This window comes from Shewanella sp. YLB-07 (assembly GCF_009377275.1).
Genome location: NZ_VOQB01000006.1, coordinates 402,304 through 423,654, shown reverse-complemented (window position 1 = coordinate 423,654; position 21,351 = coordinate 402,304). Strand labels below are relative to the sequence as shown.

Below are 21,351 nucleotides of genomic sequence, written 5' to 3'. Positions count from 1 at the left end.
TGAACCAACGACCTTCGGGTTATGAGCCCGACGAGCTACCATACTGCTCCATCCCGCGTCCGATAAACGCCATAAGTTATTTTAATTCTGCTTATAAAGAATTGGTTGCGGGAGCTGGATTTGAACCAACGACCTTCGGGTTATGAGCCCGACGAGCTACCATACTGCTCCATCCCGCGTCCGATAAACGCCATAAGTTATTTTAATTCTGCTTATAAAGAATTGGTTGCGGGAGCTGGATTTGAACCAACGACCTTCGGGTTATGAGCCCGACGAGCTACCATACTGCTCCATCCCGCGTCCGATAAACGCCATAAGTTATTTTAATTCTGCTTATAAAGAATTGGTTGCGGGAGCTGGATTACTTTTTATAAAAGCAGGGCAACGACCTTCGCCTTGATTTCGTAAAGAGTTGAGTCCGAGTAGCTTTTATACTGCTCCATCCCGCGTCCGATAAACGCCATAAGTTGTTTTAATTCTACTTATTAAAGAATTGGTACAACCGAGTGGATTCGAACCACCGACCCCTACCATGTCAAGGTAGTGCTCTAACCAACTGAGCTACGGTTGTATGTGTCTTTTAAAATTGGTTGCGGGAGCTGGATTACTTTTTATAAAAGCAGGGCAACGATCTTCGCCTTGATTTCGTAAAGAGTTGAGTCCGAGTAGCTTTATACTGCCCCATCCCGCGTCCGGTGACGCTATAAGTTGTTTTAATTCCGCTTATAAAGAATTGGTACAACCGAGTGGATTCGAACCACCGACCCCTACCATGTCAAGGTAGTGCTCTAACCAACTGAGCTACGGTTGTATAAAATTGGTTGCGGGAGCTGGATTTGAACCAACGACCTTCGGGTTATGAGCCCGACGAGCTACCATACTGCTCCATCCCGCGTCCGATTTCACTTTGTTCGTTTGGCTAGTGCCTTGGAACGAGCGCTATAGTAGGAGTATGGTGCTTAGGTTGCAAGTAAAAAGATACATTTATTGATTAAGCGGCGATTTGCTGTGCAACATGCTCTTTTCTAGTGCGAAATAGACGAGAAAAGCCTTTGGGACTTCTCTCGGCAGTTACTTTTTAATCGGTATTTCAGCATTTTTACTTTAATTTCCCCTAAAGGGCTAGTTTACTGCGCTGGGTTATCTTCTAAAGCCGCTTTCTTGAAACCTGATTTCTGGATATAACGTAATCTTAGGGCAAATAATATTGCCGCACTTGTAAGCCCTGCTATTAATCCGATCCAGAATCCTTGAGCGCCCATGGCTGGGACCACAATATCTGTTCTGGCAAGTATGTAACCTATAACCATGCCGATCCCCCAATAAGAGACTAATGTAATATAAAGGGCACTGCGAGTATCCTTGTAGCCACGTAATGCTCCGGCGGCTACAACTTGTACCGAGTCTGATAATTGATAAAGTGCGGCAAAGAACATCAAGCTTCCGGCTAAAGTGACCACCTCGGGGTTACTATTATATAGATGGGCTATCTTTGTCCTGAAAAGCACCGTAATAATTGCAGTCAGCATGGCTAGACTGAAGGAGATGATTAAACCTACTTTAGTTATCAGTGCCGAAATCTCACTCTTATCTTGGCCTAAATAATAACCGACACGTATCGAGACTGCGATACCAATTGAAAGAGGTATCATGAATACGATAGATGAGAAGTTCATTGCAATTTGATGTCCTGCAACGACATTAGCCCCGAGTGGAGCAAGCAGGAGGGCAATAATGGCAAATAGGCTGACTTCGAAGAAAAGTGCCATTGCAATGGGAAAACCATGCTTAGTCATATCCCAAATTGTATGCCAATGTGGTTTATGGAAAGACTTAAAGGGAGCTAATTCTTTAAAACGTTTATGCAGTTGCATATAGATGACCATAGCAATCAGCATAGCCCAGAAAACTAAGGCTGTCGCAATACCGCAGCCAGCACCACCCATAGGCTCTATGCCTAAGTGGCCATAGATAAAGATATAGTTAGCCGGGATGTTAACTGCCAAACCGACAAAACCTATTACCATAGTCGGTAGTGTATAGGAGATCCCTTCGCTGCAACCTCTCAGCACCTGATAAAGAACAAATGCAGGTACGCCCCAGGCGAATCCATCGAGATATCCAATACTAAGACTCGCCAGTTCCGGGTCTAATTGCATCATGGTAAAGATGTTTTCAGCAAAACTGAGAAACAGGATCACACCTAGGCTACCAATTATGGCAATATAAGCAGCTTGAAAGGCGAGAGGTTGTATTGCTTTTTGGTTGTTTGCCCCATGATGATGGGCAAACACGGGGGTAAACGCGAGTAGTAACCCCTGAACGAATAGCAATGCTGGCAACCACAAGCTAGTTCCTATTGCAACGGCAGCCATATCGACTGCACTGACTCGACCCGCCATAACCGTGTCGATAAAGCCCATCATAGTTTGCGTCACTTGGGCTATGAGTACAGGTAGTGCGAGTTGTACTAAGCGTTTGGCCTGAAAGCCGAATTGATTCATGAAAACTGCCTTAAATACTAACGAGAGATAAAATGTTTACAGGTATAGTTCAAGCCACGTGCGAAGTGGTTGCGATAAATAAGAAAGATGGCTTAAATACGCTAGAGATCGCTATGGAACCCGAGTTACGTGAAGGGCTCATAACAGGCGCAAGTGTTGCGAACAACGGGGTCTGTTTAACGGTTACACGAATTGAAGATGATAGGGTTTTTTTCGATGTAATGGAAGAGACATTGAGTGTGACGAACCTCACAAAATTACAAGTTGGTTCACAAGTGAACATAGAACGCTCGCTTACATTTGGTCGTGAGATTGGAGGACATATTCTCTCTGGCCATATCCATACTCAAGCAAGAGTTTGTGGCCTCAGTAACACAAGCGAACATTTCAATATCGAGCTCGAAGTCGATAAAAAATGGATGAATTACATTCTTTATAAAGGCTTCGTGGGTATTAATGGTTGCAGCCTTACGGTAGGGGCGACTACCGCAAATAGCTTTATGCTGCATTTAATCCCAGAGACGTTAAAACTGACTAATCTGGATTTGCTTGAGCTGGGGGATAAGCTCAATATAGAGATAGACAGTCAAACACAGGCCATCGTTGATACCGTTGAGCGTGTGCTGGCACAAAGAGGGCTTACAGACTCATTAAATTCATCTTGTTAACTTGATGATTCGAGTTAGGTGAATCAATTTCAGTATATCTGTTCGTCACCTGAATCAATATACAACTCTATTTTATGGCGAGCCTCATCGAGGTGAAGCCTTAGATGTATTGGATTACAACAGATCCGGCAATCATCATAGTAATCTTGATCACCGCAGGTGCCATCGACATCGATATGTTGATGGTGCCCACAGTGGGGGCAACTGATTGTTTGAGTGGAAAATTTCATAAACACTCCTTATCATCCATTCGTGGAAAATGGACGGCTTAGCATGAGCTAATCAATATTACCGCCCCTTAACTTTTTATCTTCAACATACCTAATTGATACTTTATGCTCCCATGTACCCAGTCGCTGTGCGGCCGCCATCTATAGCGATAATCTGTCCTGATATATAACTGCTATTAACTAGAAATTGAACCGTGTTTGCAATGTCTGCTGGTGAACCGCATTTAGCCAAAGGGATCTGTTTAATTATAGATTCTTGAGCATTGTTTTGACTGTTTTCTGGCCATAGAATTGCACCAGGCGCTATGCCATTGACTCTAATCTCGGGGCCCATCTCTTGCGCTAAGGATAAGGTAGCCATCTGTAACCCTGCTTTAGATATTGAGTATATCCCATGGTCTTTAAGCGGTTTTTGGCCATGAATATCGAGTAAGTTAATGATTGCTCCGTTATTTTTACTCAATAAGGGAGATAATTTCTGTGCTAGAAAGTAGGGCGCTAGAAGGTTAATGGCTAATAGACGCTGGCAGTCATTAAACTGAGTGTCTTGCAATGGGGTAGGGTAAAATTCAGATGCGTTGTTGATGAGAATTGACAGTTTGAAGCTAGTCGTAACCTTTACTAAATCATTTATGCCTTCCTCAGTAGAGAGATCGGCTTGCGCTGTAATACAAGAATCTTCCCTGGCTCGGTTCAGTTCATCACACAGTGATCTGGCTGCATCGGCAGAAGCTCCGTAGTGAATGATGACATTATAGCCACTAGAGTGTAATTTTATTGCTATCTCACGACCTATTCGTTTTGCTGCACCTGTCACTAACGCCCATTGCTTCATGTTTATCTCTCTTAGGGGGAATTGATGTTACTGCTAATAACATCTTCCCTTAAAGCTGGGGGGAAAAGCAATGTCAGCGTTATAGAATATAGTTTTAAGCAATGAAGGCGGTTAAAGCGAGGTGACTTGCTTTGTTTGTCATCCTCGCTGTAAATACCTATAGGTATACTCAAGTCTGAAGATGCTCAGTCAGTCTGTAAGATGTAGGGGTAAGGAGGGATTTGAGTCGTTCTTAAACTGGCGGAATTTGATTCTGTAGAACCATTAGCGAGTTCCGCGTCGAGCGAAGTCACCATCATATTAAATTGTTCATCTAAGCTAGATTGAATTTCCAACACAAGTCCGCTGTGAAGGTTTGGGGAGAAACGTGTGCCCTCACTGATATTTTCCTCCACCAGAGCACCGGGAATGACTGAGAGTTGGGCGAATACAAAGGGGGGGGCCTGAAGGTTTAGTCTTAGCGTAGATGTTTGCAGTAGTGCACCTGTTAGTATGAATAAATTTATCATTTTAACCTCCTGATCTTGTCTAGCTAGATTAGATGACCCTAGATTAGGTGACTTCAATGAATAAAAGGTGACAATAAAAATTTAAAATCATGACATTAGCCTTCTATTGAATACTTTGACATGACTGGCTGTACTGAGTTTTTAAGCTTGCACTCAGAGGTACAGATCTCGTAGAATTAGCCGCTTGCGCCTAAGGTGATTAAGACTCTTGTAATGGCTTACCCCATTGGCGCTTCTATTTTAACTATATTAGCAAGTGGCCCTACGTGGGGGTCACCACTGGATAAGGATTTTTCATGCCTGTTATTACACTTCCTGATGGAAGCAAACGTGAGTTTGCTAACCCTGTTTCTACTTTAGATGTTGCCGCCGACATTGGCCCTGGTCTTGCGAAAGCTTGTATTGCCGGTCGAGTGAACGGTGAGCTTAAAGATGCTTGTGACATTATAGACACAGATTCTGAGTTATCGATCATCACAGCGAAAGACGACGAGGGTGTACAAATACTTCGTCATTCATGTGCTCATCTACTCGGTCATGCATTCAAGCAATTATGGCCAGAAGCTAAGATGGCTATCGGTCCGGTTATTGATAATGGTTTCTATTATGATATCGATCTTGAGCACAAGCTGACCCAGGAAGACATAGATGCGCTGCAGAAGCGCATGACTCAACTTGCAAAAACAAACTATAAAGTTGAGAAAAAAGTGGGGAGCTGGCAAGTCGCCCGCGACACATTTGAAGCGCGCGGCGAAACATACAAGATGGCCATCTTGGATGAGAACATAAGTCAAGATGACCAGCCAGCGTTATATCATCATGAAGAATATGTCGATATGTGCCGCGGACCTCATGTACCAAACATGAGATTTTGTCAAAACTTCAAGTTGATGAGCGTTGCTGGGGCATATTGGCGCGGTAACTCTGATAACAAGATGTTGCAACGTGTCTACGGTACGGCATGGGCAGATAAGAAAGCCCTTAAGGTACACCTGAATCGCTTGGAAGAAGCGGCTAAGCGCGACCACCGTAAGATAGGCAAACAACTCGATTTGTATCATATGCAAGAAGAAGCACCTGGAATGGTGTTTTGGCATAATGATGGTTGGAGGTTATTTCTCGAGCTTGAGACATTCATTCGTCAAAAGCTAGGTCAGTACACCTATCAGGAAGTGAAAGGTCCGTTAATGATGGATCGTGTACTTTGGGAACGTTCCGGTCACTGGGATAAGTATTCAGAGGCCATGTTCACCACTAAGTCTGAAAATCGTGAGTACGCAATTAAGCCGATGAACTGTCCGGGTCACGTACAGATCTTTAACCAAGGCCTTAAATCATATCGCGATCTTCCATTGCGTATGGCTGAGTTCGGTTGTTGTCATCGTAATGAACCATCGGGTTCACTCCATGGCCTAATGCGTGTTCGTGGTTTCACTCAAGATGATGCCCATGTTTTCTGTACAGAAGCTCAGGTACAGCAAGAAGTCAGTGCCTGTATCCAGATGGTGTACGATACTTACGAAACATTCGGCTTTAAAAATATTGTCGTTAAACTCTCGACTCGTCCTGAGCAGCGTATCGGTGATGATGAGATGTGGGACAGAGCCGAAGAAGCGCTTAAACAAGCCCTGGTCGCCAATGACATAGAATTTGAGATCTTACCCGGAGAAGGCGCCTTCTACGGACCTAAGATTGAGTTCACATTACATGACTGCCTGGATCGTGCTTGGCAGTGTGGTACGGTTCAACTCGATTATGCGCTTCCTGGTCGTTTAGGTGCTACTTATGTTGCCGAAGATAACAGTCGACAAACGCCGGTGATGATTCATCGTGCGATATTAGGTTCACTAGAGCGATTCTTGGGTATTCTTATCGAAGAGTATGCGGGTAAATTTCCGACTTGGTTAGCGCCGATGCAAGTCGTCGTCATGAACATTACTGACAAACAGTCAGATTATGCCCATGAAGTCGTCAATTTATTAAAAGAAAACGGAATTCGTGCTTCTAAAGACTTGAGAAATGAGAAGATAGGCTTTAAAATACGTGAGCACACCTTAAGGCGTGTTCCTTATTTATTGGTCGTTGGTGATCAAGAAATGGAAAATAAGGAAGTTGCGGTGCGAACCAGAGATGGTGTTGATTTAGGCAAAATGCGGATCGAAGATTTCGCGGCCAAAATCAATAAACAAATTTCGCTCCGTAGTCTCATTTTGTTGGAGGATTAGGTCATAAAGATCAAAAAAACAGCAGGGCGCCAGGCGGCCCCGAATAGAATAAACGAACTCATCACAGGTGTACAACAAGTACGTTTGAACGGTCTTGAAGGTGAGCCTATTGGAGTAGTATCAATTAGTGAAGCACAGGAACTGGCTGATGAAGCAGGTGTAGATCTCGTTGAAATTAGTCCTAACGCTGAGCCGCCGGTTTGCCGTATAATGGATTACGGAAAGTTCCTTTTTGATAAAGCGAAAGCTCAGAAAGAACAAAAAAAGAAGCAGAAAATCGTGCAGGTGAAGGAAGTTAAATTCCGTCCCGGTACCGATGAAAACGATTATCAGGTAAAACTACGCAACCTGAATCGTTTTCTAACTGACGGTGACAAAGCGAAAGTAACGCTGCGTTTCCGTGGTCGTGAGATGGCTCACCAAAATCTTGGTATGAAACTTTTGAATCGTATTAAAGATGATTTGGCTGAGATAGCAGTAGTTGAGTCCTTCCCGAAAATGGAAGGTCGCCAAGCTGTGATGGTACTCGCGCCGAAAAAGAAATAGTAGGGCCAAATAAAAGTAGCAGGGGTCTGTTAAGGTCTCTGTTCGCCTTGCGTTTTATTAATATCCCAATGCGGAGTTTTAGCAATGCCTAAAATGAAAACTGACAAGGGTGTAGCGAAGCGTTTTAAGAAAACCGCTAATGGTTTCAAACGTAAGCAAGCTCATTTACGTCACATCTTGACCAAGAAAAGCACTAAGCGTAAACGTCACTTACGTGCTAAATGTTTAGTTAGCAAAGCCGACATGCCAGCAATTGCACGTCAACTACCATACGCTTAATAAAGGAGCAATAAACAATGCCTAGAGTTAAGCGTGGTGTAACCGCTCGTGCTCGTCACAAGAAAGTACTAAAACTAGCCAAAGGTTATTACGGAGCTCGCTCACGTACTTACCGTGTTGCTAAGCAAGCAGTAACTAAAGCTGGTCAATATGCCTACCGTGACCGTCGTCAGAAGAAACGTCAATTCCGTCAACTTTGGATTGCACGTATCAATGCGGCAGCTCGTCAAAATGGTCTGTCTTACAGCCGTTTCATTAATGGTTTGAAAAAAGCCTCTATTGAAATCGATCGTAAGATCCTAGCTGACATCGCTGTATTCGACAAAGTTGTATTTACAACTTTGGTTGAGAGAGCAAAAGACGCATTAGCTAAGTAATTAGTTGATTCATCTTGATTAAAGGGACCTTTTGGTCCCTTTTTTTATGCCTGTAATTTACTCATTGAGAGTATCGGTATCAAATAACAGGCAAAAAAATAGTAGGCAATAGCCTACTATTTATAAATTATCATGTGAAATAACGCAGGTTACTTGAGTGCGTCTAAGTAACGTTCGGCGTCAAGTGCTGCCATACAACCTGTGCCAGCCGAAGTGATAGCTTGACGGTAGTGCTGATCCATCACGTCACCTGCAGCAAAAACACCTTCGATGCTTGTTTGAGTAGCGTTGCCATTCAAACCACTTTGTACCTTGATGTAGCCATGGCTCATGTCTAATTGACCTTCGAACATGCCAGTATTTGGGCTGTGACCGATGGCAATGAAAACGCCCATTAATTCAAGTTCTTTGATAGCACCATCTTTCGTGCTCTTCATCTTAAGACCAGTTACGCCCATCTGATCGCCAACAACTTCATCTAATGTGTTGTCTAAGTGAAGAATAATGTTGCCGTTTTCAACCTTATCCATGAGGCGCTTGGTTAAGATTTTTTCACTGCGGAATGTATCTCGGCGATGTATCAGGTGAACTTCAGAGGCGATATTACTGAGGTAAAGTGCTTCTTCTACAGCGGTATTACCGCCGCCGACAACGGCAACTTTTTGGTTGCGATAGAAGAAACCATCACAGGTTGCACAGGCTGAAACACCTTTACCCTTGAATGCTTCTTCAGAATTTAAACCAAGGTACATGGCTGAAGCGCCTGTTGAGATGATAAGTGCATCACAAGTGAACTCACCGTTGTCGCCCTTTAATTGAAATGGACGAACATCTAGGTTAACTTCGTTAATGTGGTCAAAAATGATTTCAGTATCAAATTTTTCTGCGTGCTTCTGCATACGCTCCATTAATGCCGGACCAGTGAGATCATCTGCATCGCCTGGCCAGTTTTCAACTTCTGTTGTGGTGGTAAGTTGACCGCCTTGCTGTATACCTGTTATTAAAACTGGCTTCAGGTTTGCGCGAGCGGCATATACAGCAGCAGTGTAGCCCGCTGGGCCTGAACCTAAAATCAACAGTTCACAGTGTCTAACTTGACTCATTCTTTTCTCCGTGCTTTTTAGCAAATTGCTGCGATTGTATGGAATTTCCTACATGGGGTAAAGTCTTGTATGACGATTCTTTTAGATTGTGCTAATCGAAAAAGGGAGCCTAGGCTCCCTTTAGTATCACAAACTTATTCTGGTGAATTAGTTGAGTAAGATCTTTGGCTCGACGAACTCAAGATTTAATGCTTCGGCGACCTCTTTACAGGTGACCTTGCCATGCATGACGTTTAGGCCATTAAGTAGGTGCTTATCCTGGAGTAGGGCTTTTCTATAACCAAGATCGGCTAGCTTAATGATGTACGGTAATGTGGCATTGTTAAGTGCAAACGTTGAAGTACGTGCCACGGCGCCAGGCATGTTCGCCACACAGTAATGAACCACATCATCTACGATATACGTTGGATCTTGATGCGTGGTCGCATGTGATGTCTCGATACAACCACCTTGGTCGATGGCAACATCGACGATAGCAGAGCCTGGCTTCATCTTAGCGATATGTTCTTTAGTCACAAGTTTAGGCGCCGCCGCGCCAGGAACCAGTACACCACCAATGACAAGATCGGCTTCCAATACATGCTTTTCGATGGCATCAGCAGTGGAGTAGATGGCTTTAACGCGATTATCAAACTGGGCATTGAGGCGACGAAGTGCTTCTATGCTACGGTCTAAGATAACGACATCGGCACCAAGGCCAACAGCCATCTGCGCCGCGTTGGTACCAACCATACCACCGCCGATGATAACGACTTTAGCAGGCTCAACACCCGGTACGCCGCCAAGTAACATGCCACGGCCGCCCATAGATTTCTCTAGCGCCATAGCACCAGCTTGGATAGACATACGACCAGCGACTTCTGACATTGGCGCCAGTAAGGGAAGGCCGCCACGGTCATCGGTGACTGTTTCATAAGCGATACAAACTGATCCACTTTTGATTAAGTCTTCAGTTTGGGGAAGATCTGGTGCCAAGTGTAAGTAGGTAAATAGCAGCTGATCTTCACGTAACATAGCACGTTCTACAGCTTGTGGTTCTTTCACCTTAACTATCATCTCAGACTTGGCAAATACTTCTGCAGCAGTGCCTAAAATCGATGCCCCAACATCGATATAATCTTGATCTGTAAAACCAATTCCGTTACCGGCGTTAGTTTCAATGAATACTTCATGACCTTTAATAGTCAATTCACGCACACTAGAAGGGACCATACCAACACGATACTCGTGGTTTTTGATTTCTTTAGGTACACCAATTATCATCTTCGAGCCTCAATCTGCATAAAAACCCATGTTATATGGGTTTAATTGTTATTTTGTCGTGTCCTGAACGTGATTGTTTCAGGAAAATCTAGTATAGTATTACTTCAGCAGTTTATGCTGCTGAACTTTTGACATACGTAGTGATAAATGTTGTTTTAGTGATAAAGCAAGGTTAAAAATATGCTTAATAATAAAAAGAGTCCTATAAAAGACTTAGATCGTATAGATCGAAACATACTTAATGAGTTACAGACAGACGGACGCATTTCTAATGTAGAGCTGTCTAAACGAGTAGGTTTAAGCCCCACACCTTGCCTTGAGAGAGTTAAAAGACTTGAGAAGCAGGGGTATATCAATGGATATACCGCATTAGTGAACCCCCATTTCTTGGGTGCTTCATTGCTGGTGTTTGTGGAAATTACACTGAATCGTGATAGTGCTGAAGTATTTGATAAATTCAATCGTGCAGTTCAGTTGTTGGACGACATTCAAGAATGTCATCTAGTGTCTGGCGATTTCGACTACTTGTTGAAAACACGTGTATCAGATATGTCGGCTTATCGTCGCTTATTAGGCGAAACTTTACTCAAGTTGCCATCTGTTTCTGACACTCGTACTTACGTAGTGATGGAAGAAGTTAAGCAAACCAATAAAGTTGCAATCAACGTTACTGCCGAAACTTTGTAGATTTGGTCGTTACGTTTCCAAAAAAGGAGCCAATCATGGCTCCTTTTTTTATTTTGAGCATAAAATGTTCACTAGTATTAATTATCATAAAGATAATGCCTTTAACTAGGCTTAATCGCTGCAAACACCTGTCATATTTGGTATCTTAAGCTCACCTGTCTTTATCTTTTTATGGGTTTTCATTTGGCTAAGGGAAATAGTGTTAAAACACTCAGCGGAGTGCAGCGAATTTTAGAGGGGAGCCTCATCCTATGCTGCATGCTGGCAACATATATTCTTCTATCACTCAGCAGTTTTGACTCTTCAGATCCTGGCTGGAGCCAGTCTAACTTTGAAGGTGACATTCAGAATGTCACTGGTGCCGTAGGTGCTTGGATGGCGGATGTCTTGTTCTACTTCTTCGGATATACCGCCTATATCATTCCTATTATCGTAGCATTGACGGGTTGGCTGCTGTTTAAACGTACCCATAAGTTATTAGAAATAGATTATTTCTCAGTGGGACTCAGGCTTATTGGCTTTTTGCTGATCGTGTTCAGCTTAGCGGCTTTAGGCAGCATGAACGTCAATGATATCTATGTTTATTCTGCCGGTGGGGTTTCCGGAGATGTGATCCGTGACGCCATGTTGCCTTATTTCAATCAGTTAGGCACAACACTCTTACTGCTTTGTTTCGTCGGTGCAGGTTTCACGCTCTTAACAGGGATCAGCTGGCTTACGGTTATCGATCTTACCGGGCTCAGTGCCATCTGGATTTTTAAGCTATTACGTGGATTACCCGAGCGCTTTAGCAGACGTGCGTCTGAAACCGAAGATACTCGAGGCTTCATGTCTGTGTTTGATAAGTTTAAAGAGAAACGTGCTCTGAGAGATAAGCGTGTAGAGTGGAATGATGAGCTTGATTATAAAGATCAAAATGAGCCGAGTATTCACATTAAAGAAACCAGAGTCGAAGCAGCGACACAGAGTAAAGCCAAGGATGCCGAGCTTGTCATTGAGATGCCAAATGTAGACGCTAGCATAGATACAGACACGATAGATTTTGATACTAAGGCTTCCACTGGCGCAGTGACTCAGGCTCAAGGGCAAAATACTGTAAAGCCTCAGGGTCAAGAGTTGGCAAAAATTGTCGATGGTATCGTGGTATTACCGGGTCAAAATTTAGAACACGCTAAGAAGCCGATCACGCCGTTGCCGTGCATCTCACTACTCGATGTGCCTAACAGAAAGACGAACCCCATCAGCCGTGAAGAGTTAGAGCAGGTCGGCGCCTTGGTTGAGGCTAAGCTTGCCGATTTTAATATTATCGCCAAAGTGATGGGCATCTTCCCCGGTCCCGTGGTAACACGTTTCGAACTTGATTTAGCGCCGGGTGTTAAGGCTTCTAAAATCACTAATTTATCGAAAGATTTGGCCCGTTCATTACTCGCAGAGAGCGTTCGAGTTGTCGAGGTTATCCCAGGGAAAGCCTACGTAGGACTGGAGTTGCCTAACAAGTTCCGTGAAACTGTGTTCATGCGGGATGTACTCGACAGTAAAGAATTTTCAGAAAATGAATCACATCTGAGTATGGTACTGGGTCAAGACATCGCCGGTGACCCTGTGGTCGTAGATCTAGGTAAGATGCCACACCTGCTGGTTGCAGGTACTACAGGCTCTGGTAAATCTGTCGGCGTCAACGTGATGATCACTAGCCTGCTGTATAAATCTGGCCCCGATGATGTACGTTTTATCATGATCGATCCTAAGATGTTGGAGCTTTCAGTTTACGAAGGTATTCCGCATTTGTTGTGTGAAGTCGTTACCGACATGAAAGATGCGGCTAACTCCTTGCGTTGGTGTGTGGGCGAGATGGAGCGCAGATATAAGCTGATGTCTGCCTTGGGCGTACGAAACCTCAAAGGCTATAACGCAAAAATTAAAGATGCTAAAGCTGCGGGTACTCCGATATTTGATCCTCTGTGGAAATCATCGGATAGCATGGAGCCTGAGGCACCAGAACTAGAAAAATTACCTTCAATTGTGGTCATAGTGGATGAATTTGCAGACATGATGATGATTGTCGGCAAGAAGGTTGAAGAGCTAATAGCACGTATTGCTCAGAAGGCGCGTGCCGCAGGGATCCATTTAATTCTCGCAACCCAGAGACCTTCGGTGGATGTGATCACCGGTCTTATTAAGGCAAACATCCCAACCCGAATGGCGTTTCAGGTGTCTAGTCGAATTGATTCTCGTACCATTTTAGATCAACAGGGCGCAGAAACGTTACTGGGTATGGGTGACATGTTGTACCTTCCTCCGGGAACCAGTGTACCCATTCGAGTTCATGGGGCTTTTATCGACGATCATGAGGTTCACGCGGTCGTCGCAGATTGGCATAACCGAGGCAAGCCTCAATATATCGATGATATTATAAATGGTTCTGTCGAAGGCGAGCAGGTGCTGCTACCTGGTGAGACCAGCGAGTCAGATGATGATACCGATGCACTTTATGATGAAGCCGTTGCCTTCGTTACGGAAACGCGCAGAGGGTCGATTTCAAGTGTACAGCGTAAGTTTAAGATAGGTTACAACCGCGCTGCGCGTATCATTGAGCATATGGAGGCTCAGGGAGTGGTCAGTTCTCAGGGACACAATGGTAATCGTGAGGTGCTGGCGCCACCTCCGCCTAAAACCTATTAATGAATCTTTGGTTAGTTAAGCTTTAACTTTGGCCTAAGGTGATAACAGAATTTGTTATAAGGAAAGATCATGAGAAAAAGAGTAACCTTATTGGTAATGGCACTGCCCTTGATGGCATCACATCTCGCCGTTGCGGATGAATCATCTGCACTTCGAGCGAAGCTAGAAGAAGTGGCCACACTTAAGGCAAACTTTAGTCAGGTCGTGACGGACATCAATAATAAAGAGATCCAAAAAGGCAGTGGCGTGTTTGCTTTAGCCTACCCGAATCAGTTCTATTGGCATCTTACTGAACCTGACGAGTCGCTGATTGTCGCCGATGGCACAGATGTGTGGATCTATAATCCATTTGCAGAGCAGGTCTCAGTGATGGATCTTAATCAAGCGATCACCGCGTCCCCCATAGCCCTGCTCGTTCATAGAGACGAAGATACCTGGGCGAAGTATTCGGTGACCTTGAAAGGTGATTGTTTCGATATAAAACCTAAGAGTGTCGATGCGGGTGTCGAGTCGGTACAAGTTTGCTTCAAAGACAATACCTTGACTCAGATGGTGCTAGAAGATCAGCAGGGTAATGTGAGTTCATTTCAGCTATCTGATCAGACATCTATCACTGAAGCAGAGAAGTCATTGTTTAAGTTTACCCTGCCTGAAGATGTTGATATCGACGATCAACGCTTAAATGCCGTTAATTAACAGCTAAGAGAGATAAGTGTCCAGTTTTAGTTTCGATTTCGCCCCAGATTTCAGACCTTTGGCCGCACGTATGCGGCCCGAAGTGTTGGAACAATACATAGGTCAATCTCATCTGTTAGGTGAGGGGAAGCCACTTCGTAAAGCACTTGAAGCCGGGCGCGCTCATTCGATGTTGTTTTGGGGGCCGCCGGGGACGGGAAAAACAACGCTGGCTGAACTCGTTGCCCATTATGCCAATGCTCATGTTGAACGTATTTCAGCGGTAACGTCCGGTGTGAAGGAGATCCGCACGGCGATTGAACATGCTAAAAATGTCTCAGAGTCTCGTGGTCAAAGAACCTTACTCTTTGTCGATGAAGTACACAGGTTTAATAAGAGCCAGCAAGATGCCTTCTTGCCCTTTATCGAAGATGGAACGGTCATTTTTGTCGGCGCGACCACAGAAAACCCCTCATTCGAGATTAACAATGCCCTATTATCCCGGGCGCGGGTCTATCTGATTAAGAGACTGACTAATGATGAGATAATTCAAATTGTCAGGCAGGCATTAACTGATGATGAGCGTGGTCTTGGTAAAAGGCAGCTCAAGATACCCGATGCGGTGGCCGAAAAGCTGGCCAATGTGTGTGATGGTGATGCACGTAAAGCCCTTAACTTAATTGAATTGATGAGCGACATGATCGCCGATGGTGAGTCATTCAGCGAACAGATGATCATCGAAGTCGCTGGTCAACAGCTGGCGGGGTTCGATAAGAATGGCGATCAGTTCTACGATCTTATCTCTGCCGTACATAAGTCGATTCGTGGCTCGGCGCCTGATGCGGCGCTTTACTGGTTCTGCCGAATGTTAGAAGGGGGCTGCGATCCTCTCTATATTGCACGTAGGCTACTTGCAATTGCCTCTGAAGATATAGGCAACGCCGATCCAGTAGCCATGACCGTCGCGCTCAATGCATGGGAATGTTTTCATCGCGTGGGTCCATCAGAAGGTGAGCGCGCGTTGGCACAAGCCATCGTTTATCTCGCCAGCGCACCCAAGAGTAACGCGGTTTACACTGCGTTCAAGGCCGCCCGTCAACTGGCGCGAGAAACGGGTCAAGATGCAGTGCCTGAGCATCTGCGTAACGCACCGACTCAGTTGATGCAAGATCTTGGTTATGGTGAGGGTTACCGCTATGCCCATGATGAACCTAACGCTTATGCCAGTGGAGAGAATTATTTTCCTCAAAGACTGGCTCAGAGTCGGTTTTATTACCCAACGGAACATGGCTTCGAGAAGCGGATCAAGGCCAAATTAGAGCATCTTGCACAGCTCGACAAAGACAGTGAGGTTAAACGGTATGAATAATATTCTATTTGTTGCTTTGGGGGGATCGATTGGTGCAGTTTTTCGTTATCTGATCTCAATTTTCATGGTTCAGCTATTTGGCTCTGCATTTCCTTTTGGTACACTGTTAGTCAATATTCTGGGCTCCTTTATGATGGGCATTATTTATGCCTTGGGTCAGGTCAGTGAAGTCAGTCCTGAAATTAAAGCTATGGTTGGTGTTGGCCTATTAGGCGCACTCACCACTTTTTCAACTTTTTCCAACGAAACTCTGTTACTCATTCAGAGTGGTGCTTGGCTAAAGGCATTTTTTAATATCACTCTGAACCTTAGCCTGTGTATATTCATGGTCTATTTGGGGCAGCAGTTGGTTTTTTCTCGCATTTAACTATTAAGAATATAAAACATGTTAGATCCAAAATTTTTGCGTAACGAATTAGAAGTCACGGCTGAGCGTCTGGCCACCCGAGGTTTTATTCTGGATGTTGAGCGTCTCAGTAAGTTAGAGGAAAAGCGTAAGTCATTGCAGATGGCGACCGAAGAGCTGCAAGCGTCCCGTAACGCAATTTCCAAGTCTATCGGTCAGGCGAAAGCAAAGGGTGAAGATGTTGCGCCTATCATGGCTAAAGTTGGCGATCTTGGTACCGAGTTGGATGCAAAAAAATCTGAGTTGTCAGCGTTATTAGCAGAACTGAGCGCCATTGCGATGAGCGTGCCAAATTTACCGGATGAGTCAGCGCCTTTGGGTGCCGATGAGAGTGAGAACGTCGAAGTTCGTCGCTGGGGCACACCTAAAGAATTTAACTTTGAAGTTAAAGATCATGTCGATCTTGGTGAAGCACTCGGTGGCTTAGATTTTAAAAATGCTGTTAAATTAACGGGTTCTCGTTTTATCATCATGAAGGGGCAAATTGCCCGCATGCATCGAGCCCTGGCTCAGTTCATGTTAGATCTGCACACCGATGAGCACGGTTATACCGAGGCATATGTGCCGCTTCTTGTTAACGAAGACAGCTTGCTAGGCACGGGGCAATTACCGAAATTTGGTGAAGACCTGTTCCACACTAAACCTGCTACTGAAGAAGGACAGGGCCTCAGCCTTATCCCGACGGCAGAAGTACCACTGACGAACATGGCTCGTGACACCATCATAGACGAAGATGAGCTGCCAGTTAAGCTCACGGCTCATACTCCGTGTTTCAGAAGTGAGGCGGGTTCATATGGCCGTGACACTCGTGGTCTTATTCGTCAGCACCAATTTGATAAAGTAGAGCTAGTTCAGCTGGTTAAGCCTGAAGATTCGATGGCAGCGCTAGATGCATTAACCGGTCATGCCGAGACGGTACTGCAAAAGTTAGATCTTCCATACCGCACCGTTATTCTCTGTACCGGTGATATGGGCTTTGGCGCGAGCAAGACCTACGATATCGAAGTCTGGTTACCGGCTCAGAATACCTATAGAGAGATCTCATCTTGTAGCAACATGCAAGATTTCCAGGCCCGTCGTATGCAAGCTCGTTACAAGGCAAAATCTGCTAAGAAACCTGCATTACTGCACACGTTAAATGGTTCTGGTCTGGCGGTAGGTCGTACACTAGTGGCTGTGCTTGAGAACTATCAAAACGAAGATGGAAGCATCACAGTACCCGAAATGTTACGTCCGTATATGAATGGACTCAAAAAAATAGGCTAATATTAGCTATGGCTTCGCTTATGTCATTAAGACTGTCCTAGGTACATGGGAAGAGCGGAGCCACAACTGTTTTAAAAATCAGAAGAACAAGACAAAACAGGAAATAGCAAATGGATAGTGATAGGCGCTACTTTCAGTGGCTTAGCTATGTGGTGATCATCTGTGCTTTTGGCGGGATAATGTTCGCTACCTTTGGGGAAGCCGCGTTAATTATCCTGAAGAATATTACCTAACTTATTGATATTTAAACCTCTATAGAGCTGAGCAAGTTCGCTAGAGGTTTTTTAATGGGTAGGGAATGAGGCTAGGGGCAGTTGCTGAACATAATCCTAGCCGATTAATCTGGGTCATATCAATATCAATATCAAATCTAAGATGTAATTAGAGACATTTTGCAGGTTTTGGTAGACCCGCTATCTTCGTCGCTTGTTTCGCTGGTCCAATGGGGAATAGGGTGTACAGGTATTTGGAATTGCCTTTATCTGCACCTAGCTTCTGGCCGATGGCTTTGACCAATACACGAATCGCCGGGCTGGTCTTAAACTCTAAGTAGAAGTCACGTACGAATAAAATCACTTCCCAGTGTGCTGCTGTGAGCTCAATATCCTCACCTTGGGCGATGATCTCAGCTATCTCTTGATTCCAATCACTGACCTGCTTAAGGTAGCCTTGATGGTCTGTCTCTATTTTCTTGTCTTGATAATCTATGTGGTTCACCAAGTGATCACCTTCTTATGAATTAACGCTTGTTGTACAAATTCGTTATGGTCGATACATGGATACTCGACGAGTTGCCTAGTGAGGCCACGGGCCTGTACGTCGCTTTTAAGCAGGAAGAGCCGTTTATCTTGCAGCGCCTGCTGCCATTTATCTTCTAAGAGGGCATAAACTCCATTGCCTGAGAGTAAAAAGCTGTCAGCTTGACCCGCATAGTTAACGGCACAGCTTAATGCATTGTCTTGATTCGGTGAAGTTTGTATATGGTGTAAGATCATTAGAAAACTAAAACCTCGTCTGCTGCCTGTAACTGCTCTGTTATATTTTTACTCGTGACCCTTTCTACTGAGATGGTTAACTCATTATTGGCCAGCCCGAAACGCTGCAGTGACTCGCGACAAGCCAATACGGTTTCTATATCATAAAGATCGAGAGCCCCGAAAGTCGAGATATAATCCTTTGCCCCCGCGATTTCAGGTTGCTGCTCCGGGATGAGATGGAGTACACCTTCATCGACAAAAATTAAGCTGACTTCTTGTTCGAAACTGGCACTGAGTAAGGCGAGATCCAGCGCTTCTCTGCCATGAGGCGTGCCGTGGGGGGCGCGGCGAAAAATAATCGTTAGCTTCTTCATTAAAAACTCACCAATCGATCAGCGCTTTCTAAACCTGTGACGAGTTCACCTAGGCCACCCATAGTGAAGGGAGCTTGCATGTTCCAATGGGAAACCTGGTTTTCTTTGGCTTCAGTTTCAGAGATGATGCCTCGCCTTAACGCGGCAGAGATACAGTTAACCAAATCGAGCCGGTATTTCTCCGATAGGCTAACCCATGCTCGCGTCAGGTCGAACTCGTCCGATGCCGGGCTATTGAGGCCACTCGTATTGAAGACGCCATCTTGATAAAAGAAGACACGGATGATCTCGTGACCCGATTCGAGGGCGGATTTTGAAAATTGGTAGGCGTTATAACTGGCAGAACTTGAATAGGCTGCGCCATTGACCTGAATGATAAATTTGCTCATGGTTATACTTAAAAATAGCTGTAACGATTAAAATTACTTTAAGAAGGGCAAAAAAATAGCCCCAATAAGGGGCCATTATAACGCATTAACGCAAACTGAAACGTGTTATTTCTTTATCGATAAACACATTTCCAGATGTGATTAATCGTCATTACCACCAATGCCCATCAGGTGAAGAAGGGCAATGAACAAGTTGATGAAATCTAAGTACAGGGCGACAGTTGCACGTATGTAGTTGGTCTCACCACCGTTTACGATACGGCTAGTATCATAAAGGATGAAGCCAGTCATCAGTAAGGCAATACCCGCATTCAGTGCCATGAATACCACACCGCTACCGATGAAGATATTTGCGATACCCGCGACGATTGCGATAACAAGGCCGGCAATCAAGAAACCACGCATAAAGGAGAAATCTTTCTTAGTGGTAATGGCGTATCCAGAAAGAGTGATAAAAACCACTGAAGTTAAGCCTAAAGCCTGCATGATCAACTGAGGACCGTTTGCCATACCCGCATAATGGTTCAGGATGTAGCCAAGAGACGCACCTTGCATGCCAGTGAAGGCAAATACCCAAAAAAGGCCAGCACCTGTGTCGGCTTTTCTCAAAGTGACAAATAACAAGATTAAGCTACCAATCGATAGTCCGAGGGACATCATGGGGCTAATGGCTAATGCCATGGCTAATCCTGCACATACGGCAGAGAAAGCTAATGTCATTGAAAGTAGCATATAGGTGTTTTTTAGAAGCTTATTCACTTCCAGTGTGGAAGCTCCTGTTGAATACATTGTCTGTTGCGTCATAAATCTCTCCAGTGACCCTTAAAATCGAGTGTTGTACTTGATGCCTGTAATTAGATGATGGTTCAGTCAAAGAGTTCCATATTCTCTGATTAACCCTTATACATGTTTGCAAGTTATTGAATCATACCTTAGCTTGATAGGGGGTTAAAGTCACAAAGTACATTTTACCTCCTCAAGTGGCGAATAATGCGTGATTTGCCTTATTTATAGAAACCAATCATTGTGTAATTTTTCACTATCGCCTAAATATTCGAGTACCCAAGACATGGCTGGAGACTTATTTGCGCCATTCCAAGCAAGGCAACATGGGCTTGGGGTCCTAGGTTGCTCTAAATCTTTGAGTATTAAAGAGCCGGTTTTGATAAATGGTTCGGCAAAGTGCAGTGGCATATAACCTATGCCCAGACCTTCACGGAAACAGTTTATTGCTCTTATCCAATCCGGGACCACTAAGCGACGCTGGTTATTTAACAACCAGGTCATGCGTTTAGGAATTTCACGAGACGTATCTTCAAGACAAATAGAAGGGTATTGACGTAGCTCATCATCGGCTAATGGTCGATCGATCTTAGCCAATGGGTGATGCTTACTGACTAAAAAGGCCCATTGTATTTCGCCCATATCCCTGAAGTGATATTCGCCACCGACAGGAATCGCTGTAGTTGCACCAATGGCGATATCACTGCGACCATTAGCGATGGACTCCCAGACTCCATTGAATACTTCGATACGAATGATGAGTTCAACATTGGTGAATTGTCGATAAAAATCGGCGATGAGTACACTGATCTTGTCTGCACGGACAATATTATCGAAGGCAATAGATAATGTAGGTTGCCAACCATTAGCGATACGTTTTGTATCATCTTTCATCGAGGCCATGTTTGTTAATAGAATACGAGTCTGTTTAACGAAATGTTCACCCGCTAAGGTTAAGCTGACACTGCGATGATGGCGTTCAAATAAAGTGACGCCTAATTCTTCTTCTACCTGTTTTACCGCATAGCTGACAGCCGAAGGTACCTTGTGCAGTTTATTTGCCGCGGCGGTAAAACTGCCTACCCGTGCGACCATATCGATCAATTGCAGTGATTGTTCAGAAAGCATACCCGCATTTCCTTGCTGTGATTTTTTTTGAAGGCTGATATCAAAATTAAACGTTTCACTTCAATATTGCAAGTGA

24 protein-coding genes and 5 tRNA genes are annotated in these 21,351 nt (G+C 44.4%); 12 read left to right on the top strand and 17 right to left on the bottom strand.

Features of this window, described 5'->3' with window-relative positions; all coding sequences use genetic code 11:
* Window positions 1–102 precede the first annotated feature (102 nt).
* The 6 genes from FS373_RS16015 to FS373_RS15990 form a co-directional block, all read right to left on the bottom strand.
* Window positions 103–179 (bottom strand) — tRNA-Met (locus FS373_RS16015).
* A 44-nt stretch (window positions 180–223) separates the two neighbouring features.
* Window positions 224–300: transfer RNA gene (locus FS373_RS16010), tRNA-Met, on the bottom strand.
* A 194-nt stretch (window positions 301–494) separates the two neighbouring features.
* Window positions 495–571: transfer RNA gene (locus tag FS373_RS16005), tRNA-Val, on the bottom strand.
* Between the two features lie 163 nt (window positions 572–734).
* A tRNA-Val gene (locus FS373_RS16000) sits at window positions 735–811 on the bottom strand.
* A gap of 7 nt (window positions 812–818) precedes the next feature.
* Window positions 819–895 (bottom strand) — tRNA-Met (locus tag FS373_RS15995).
* A 232-nt stretch (window positions 896–1,127) separates the two neighbouring features.
* Window positions 1,128–2,504, bottom strand: coding sequence for an MATE family efflux transporter (locus FS373_RS15990; protein ID WP_144046663.1), 1,377 nt, complete (start codon window positions 2,502–2,504; stop codon window positions 1,128–1,130).
* Between the two features lie 32 nt (window positions 2,505–2,536).
* Between FS373_RS15990 and FS373_RS15985 the strand changes: the two genes are divergently transcribed.
* Window positions 2,537–3,172: a riboflavin synthase subunit alpha gene (locus FS373_RS15985; RefSeq protein WP_144046662.1), complete on the top strand. Its 636-nt coding sequence runs from the start codon at window positions 2,537–2,539 to the stop codon at window positions 3,170–3,172.
* 29 nt (window positions 3,173–3,201) lie between these two features.
* On the opposite strand, the gene FS373_RS15980 is transcribed toward FS373_RS15985, so the two are convergent.
* The 3 genes from FS373_RS15980 to FS373_RS15970 all read right to left on the bottom strand — a co-directional run bounded on the left by FS373_RS15980 (window position 3,202) and on the right by FS373_RS15970 (window position 4,746).
* Entirely contained in the window at window positions 3,202–3,402 is a 201-nt protein-coding gene (locus FS373_RS15980) for a CPXCG motif-containing cysteine-rich protein (RefSeq protein ID WP_041419882.1), read from the bottom strand.
* Window positions 3,403–3,505: 103 nt separating this feature from the next.
* Window positions 3,506–4,237, bottom strand: a complete 732-nt coding sequence (locus FS373_RS15975; RefSeq protein ID WP_144046661.1) for a pteridine reductase — start codon at window positions 4,235–4,237, stop codon at window positions 3,506–3,508.
* Between the two features lie 185 nt (window positions 4,238–4,422).
* On the bottom strand, window positions 4,423–4,746 hold the full coding sequence (locus FS373_RS15970; RefSeq protein WP_152829842.1) for a hypothetical protein: 324 nt from the start codon (window positions 4,744–4,746) through the stop codon (window positions 4,423–4,425).
* Between the two features lie 296 nt (window positions 4,747–5,042).
* Here FS373_RS15970 and thrS point away from each other — a divergent pair, with 296 nt between their 5' ends.
* The 4 genes from thrS to rplT all read left to right on the top strand — a co-directional run bounded on the left by thrS (window position 5,043) and on the right by rplT (window position 8,173).
* Window positions 5,043–6,971, top strand: a complete 1,929-nt coding sequence (gene thrS, locus FS373_RS15965; RefSeq protein WP_144046660.1) for a threonine--tRNA ligase — start codon at window positions 5,043–5,045, stop codon at window positions 6,969–6,971.
* A 3-nt stretch (window positions 6,972–6,974) separates the two neighbouring features.
* The gene (gene infC / locus FS373_RS15960) at window positions 6,975–7,517 is read left to right on the top strand and encodes a translation initiation factor IF-3 (protein WP_144046659.1); all 543 of its coding nucleotides are present in this window, start codon (window positions 6,975–6,977) and stop codon (window positions 7,515–7,517) included.
* 84 nt (window positions 7,518–7,601) lie between these two features.
* Window positions 7,602–7,796 (top strand): 50S ribosomal protein L35, encoded by a 195-nt coding sequence (gene rpmI / locus FS373_RS15955; RefSeq protein ID WP_005503401.1) that lies wholly within the window; start codon window positions 7,602–7,604, stop codon window positions 7,794–7,796.
* Window positions 7,797–7,813: 17 nt separating this feature from the next.
* Window positions 7,814–8,173 carry a 50S ribosomal protein L20 gene (rplT, locus tag FS373_RS15950; RefSeq protein ID WP_144046658.1) on the top strand — a complete coding sequence of 120 codons (360 nt, stop codon included), beginning with the start codon at window positions 7,814–7,816 and terminating at the stop codon, window positions 8,171–8,173.
* Window positions 8,174–8,322: 149 nt separating this feature from the next.
* Here rplT and trxB read toward each other — a convergent pair whose 3' ends face one another.
* The gene (gene trxB, locus FS373_RS15945; RefSeq protein ID WP_152829841.1) at window positions 8,323–9,276 is read right to left on the bottom strand and encodes a thioredoxin-disulfide reductase; all 954 of its coding nucleotides are present in this window, start codon (window positions 9,274–9,276) and stop codon (window positions 8,323–8,325) included.
* A gap of 147 nt (window positions 9,277–9,423) precedes the next feature.
* Window positions 9,424–10,539, bottom strand: a complete 1,116-nt coding sequence (gene ald, locus FS373_RS15940; RefSeq protein ID WP_144046656.1) for an alanine dehydrogenase — start codon at window positions 10,537–10,539, stop codon at window positions 9,424–9,426.
* Window positions 10,540–10,719: 180 nt separating this feature from the next.
* On the opposite strand from ald, the gene lrp reads away from it, so the two are divergent.
* The 7 genes from lrp (at window position 10,720) to FS373_RS32460 (ending at window position 17,857) form a co-directional block, all read left to right on the top strand.
* Complete coding sequence (gene lrp / locus FS373_RS15935; RefSeq protein WP_144046655.1) at window positions 10,720–11,226, top strand: leucine-responsive transcriptional regulator Lrp; 507 nt, start codon at window positions 10,720–10,722, stop codon at window positions 11,224–11,226.
* Window positions 11,227–11,409: 183 nt separating this feature from the next.
* Window positions 11,410–13,908 carry a DNA translocase FtsK gene (locus tag FS373_RS15930; RefSeq protein ID WP_152829840.1) on the top strand — a complete coding sequence of 833 codons (2,499 nt, stop codon included), beginning with the start codon at window positions 11,410–11,412 and terminating at the stop codon, window positions 13,906–13,908.
* A gap of 69 nt (window positions 13,909–13,977) precedes the next feature.
* Window positions 13,978–14,604: an outer membrane lipoprotein chaperone LolA gene (gene lolA, locus FS373_RS15925; protein WP_152829839.1), complete on the top strand. Its 627-nt coding sequence runs from the start codon at window positions 13,978–13,980 to the stop codon at window positions 14,602–14,604.
* Window positions 14,605–14,620: 16 nt separating this feature from the next.
* Complete coding sequence (locus FS373_RS15920) at window positions 14,621–15,952, top strand: replication-associated recombination protein A (RefSeq protein WP_144046653.1); 1,332 nt, start codon at window positions 14,621–14,623, stop codon at window positions 15,950–15,952.
* The gene (gene crcB / locus FS373_RS15915; RefSeq protein ID WP_144046652.1) at window positions 15,945–16,319 is read left to right on the top strand and encodes a fluoride efflux transporter CrcB; all 375 of its coding nucleotides are present in this window, start codon (window positions 15,945–15,947) and stop codon (window positions 16,317–16,319) included. Before FS373_RS15920 ends, crcB begins: the two co-directional genes overlap by 8 nt.
* Window positions 16,320–16,337: 18 nt before the next feature.
* Window positions 16,338–17,624, top strand: a complete 1,287-nt coding sequence (serS, locus tag FS373_RS15910) for a serine--tRNA ligase (protein ID WP_144046651.1) — start codon at window positions 16,338–16,340, stop codon at window positions 17,622–17,624.
* A 110-nt stretch (window positions 17,625–17,734) separates the two neighbouring features.
* Complete coding sequence (locus FS373_RS32460; protein ID WP_265575336.1) at window positions 17,735–17,857, top strand: hypothetical protein; 123 nt, start codon at window positions 17,735–17,737, stop codon at window positions 17,855–17,857.
* Window positions 17,858–18,005: 148 nt separating this feature from the next.
* Here FS373_RS32460 and FS373_RS15905 read toward each other — a convergent pair whose 3' ends face one another.
* From FS373_RS15905 to punR, 6 genes are all read right to left on the bottom strand, one after another.
* A complete protein-coding gene (locus FS373_RS15905; protein WP_144046650.1) occupies window positions 18,006–18,341 on the bottom strand; it encodes a TusE/DsrC/DsvC family sulfur relay protein in 336 nt (111 codons plus the stop codon).
* Window positions 18,338–18,619: a sulfurtransferase complex subunit TusB gene (gene tusB, locus FS373_RS15900; protein ID WP_144046649.1), complete on the bottom strand. Its 282-nt coding sequence runs from the start codon at window positions 18,617–18,619 to the stop codon at window positions 18,338–18,340. Before tusB ends, FS373_RS15905 begins: the two co-directional genes overlap by 4 nt.
* Window positions 18,619–18,975 carry a sulfurtransferase complex subunit TusC gene (tusC, locus tag FS373_RS15895; protein ID WP_144046648.1) on the bottom strand — a complete coding sequence of 119 codons (357 nt, stop codon included), beginning with the start codon at window positions 18,973–18,975 and terminating at the stop codon, window positions 18,619–18,621. The genes tusB and tusC overlap by 1 nt, the downstream gene beginning before the upstream one ends.
* Window positions 18,975–19,364, bottom strand: a complete 390-nt coding sequence (gene tusD / locus FS373_RS15890; RefSeq protein ID WP_144046647.1) for a sulfurtransferase complex subunit TusD — start codon at window positions 19,362–19,364, stop codon at window positions 18,975–18,977. Before tusD ends, tusC begins: the two co-directional genes overlap by 1 nt.
* Before the next feature lie 141 nt (window positions 19,365–19,505).
* On the bottom strand, window positions 19,506–20,168 hold the full coding sequence (locus FS373_RS15885; protein ID WP_144046646.1) for a Bax inhibitor-1/YccA family protein: 663 nt from the start codon (window positions 20,166–20,168) through the stop codon (window positions 19,506–19,508).
* Between the two features lie 204 nt (window positions 20,169–20,372).
* Window positions 20,373–21,275: a DNA-binding transcriptional activator PunR gene (gene punR / locus FS373_RS15880; protein WP_144046645.1), complete on the bottom strand. Its 903-nt coding sequence runs from the start codon at window positions 21,273–21,275 to the stop codon at window positions 20,373–20,375.
* Window positions 21,276–21,351 lie beyond the last annotated feature (76 nt).

Bases quoted from the DNA above. Each gene is read 5' to 3' on its own strand.
- FS373_RS15990 (WP_144046663.1), bottom strand. From the start codon at position 2,504: ATGAATCAATTCGGCTTTCAGGCCAAACGCTTAGTACAACTCGCACTA.
- FS373_RS15985 (WP_144046662.1), top strand. From the start codon at position 2,537: ATGTTTACAGGTATAGTTCAAGCCACGTGCGAAGTGGTTGCGATAAAT.
- FS373_RS15980 (WP_041419882.1), bottom strand. From the start codon at position 3,402: ATGAAATTTTCCACTCAAACAATCAGTTGCCCCCACTGTGGGCACCAT.
- FS373_RS15975 (WP_144046661.1), bottom strand. From the start codon at position 4,237: ATGAAGCAATGGGCGTTAGTGACAGGTGCAGCAAAACGAATAGGTCGT.
- FS373_RS15970 (WP_152829842.1), bottom strand. From the start codon at position 4,746: ATGATAAATTTATTCATACTAACAGGTGCACTACTGCAAACATCTACG.
- thrS (WP_144046660.1), top strand. From the start codon at position 5,043: ATGCCTGTTATTACACTTCCTGATGGAAGCAAACGTGAGTTTGCTAAC.
- rpmI (WP_005503401.1), top strand. From the start codon at position 7,602: ATGCCTAAAATGAAAACTGACAAGGGTGTAGCGAAGCGTTTTAAGAAA.
- rplT (WP_144046658.1), top strand. From the start codon at position 7,814: ATGCCTAGAGTTAAGCGTGGTGTAACCGCTCGTGCTCGTCACAAGAAA.
- trxB (WP_152829841.1), bottom strand. From the start codon at position 9,276: ATGAGTCAAGTTAGACACTGTGAACTGTTGATTTTAGGTTCAGGCCCA.
- ald (WP_144046656.1), bottom strand. From the start codon at position 10,539: ATGATAATTGGTGTACCTAAAGAAATCAAAAACCACGAGTATCGTGTT.
- lrp (WP_144046655.1), top strand. From the start codon at position 10,720: ATGCTTAATAATAAAAAGAGTCCTATAAAAGACTTAGATCGTATAGAT.
- lolA (WP_152829839.1), top strand. From the start codon at position 13,978: ATGAGAAAAAGAGTAACCTTATTGGTAATGGCACTGCCCTTGATGGCA.
- crcB (WP_144046652.1), top strand. From the start codon at position 15,945: ATGAATAATATTCTATTTGTTGCTTTGGGGGGATCGATTGGTGCAGTT.
- serS (WP_144046651.1), top strand. From the start codon at position 16,338: ATGTTAGATCCAAAATTTTTGCGTAACGAATTAGAAGTCACGGCTGAG.
- FS373_RS32460 (WP_265575336.1), top strand. From the start codon at position 17,735: ATGGATAGTGATAGGCGCTACTTTCAGTGGCTTAGCTATGTGGTGATC.
- tusB (WP_144046649.1), bottom strand. From the start codon at position 18,619: ATGATCTTACACCATATACAAACTTCACCGAATCAAGACAATGCATTA.
- tusC (WP_144046648.1), bottom strand. From the start codon at position 18,975: ATGAAGAAGCTAACGATTATTTTTCGCCGCGCCCCCCACGGCACGCCT.
- tusD (WP_144046647.1), bottom strand. From the start codon at position 19,364: ATGAGCAAATTTATCATTCAGGTCAATGGCGCAGCCTATTCAAGTTCT.
- FS373_RS15885 (WP_144046646.1), bottom strand. From the start codon at position 20,168: ATGACGCAACAGACAATGTATTCAACAGGAGCTTCCACACTGGAAGTG.
- punR (WP_144046645.1), bottom strand. From the start codon at position 21,275: ATGCTTTCTGAACAATCACTGCAATTGATCGATATGGTCGCACGGGTA.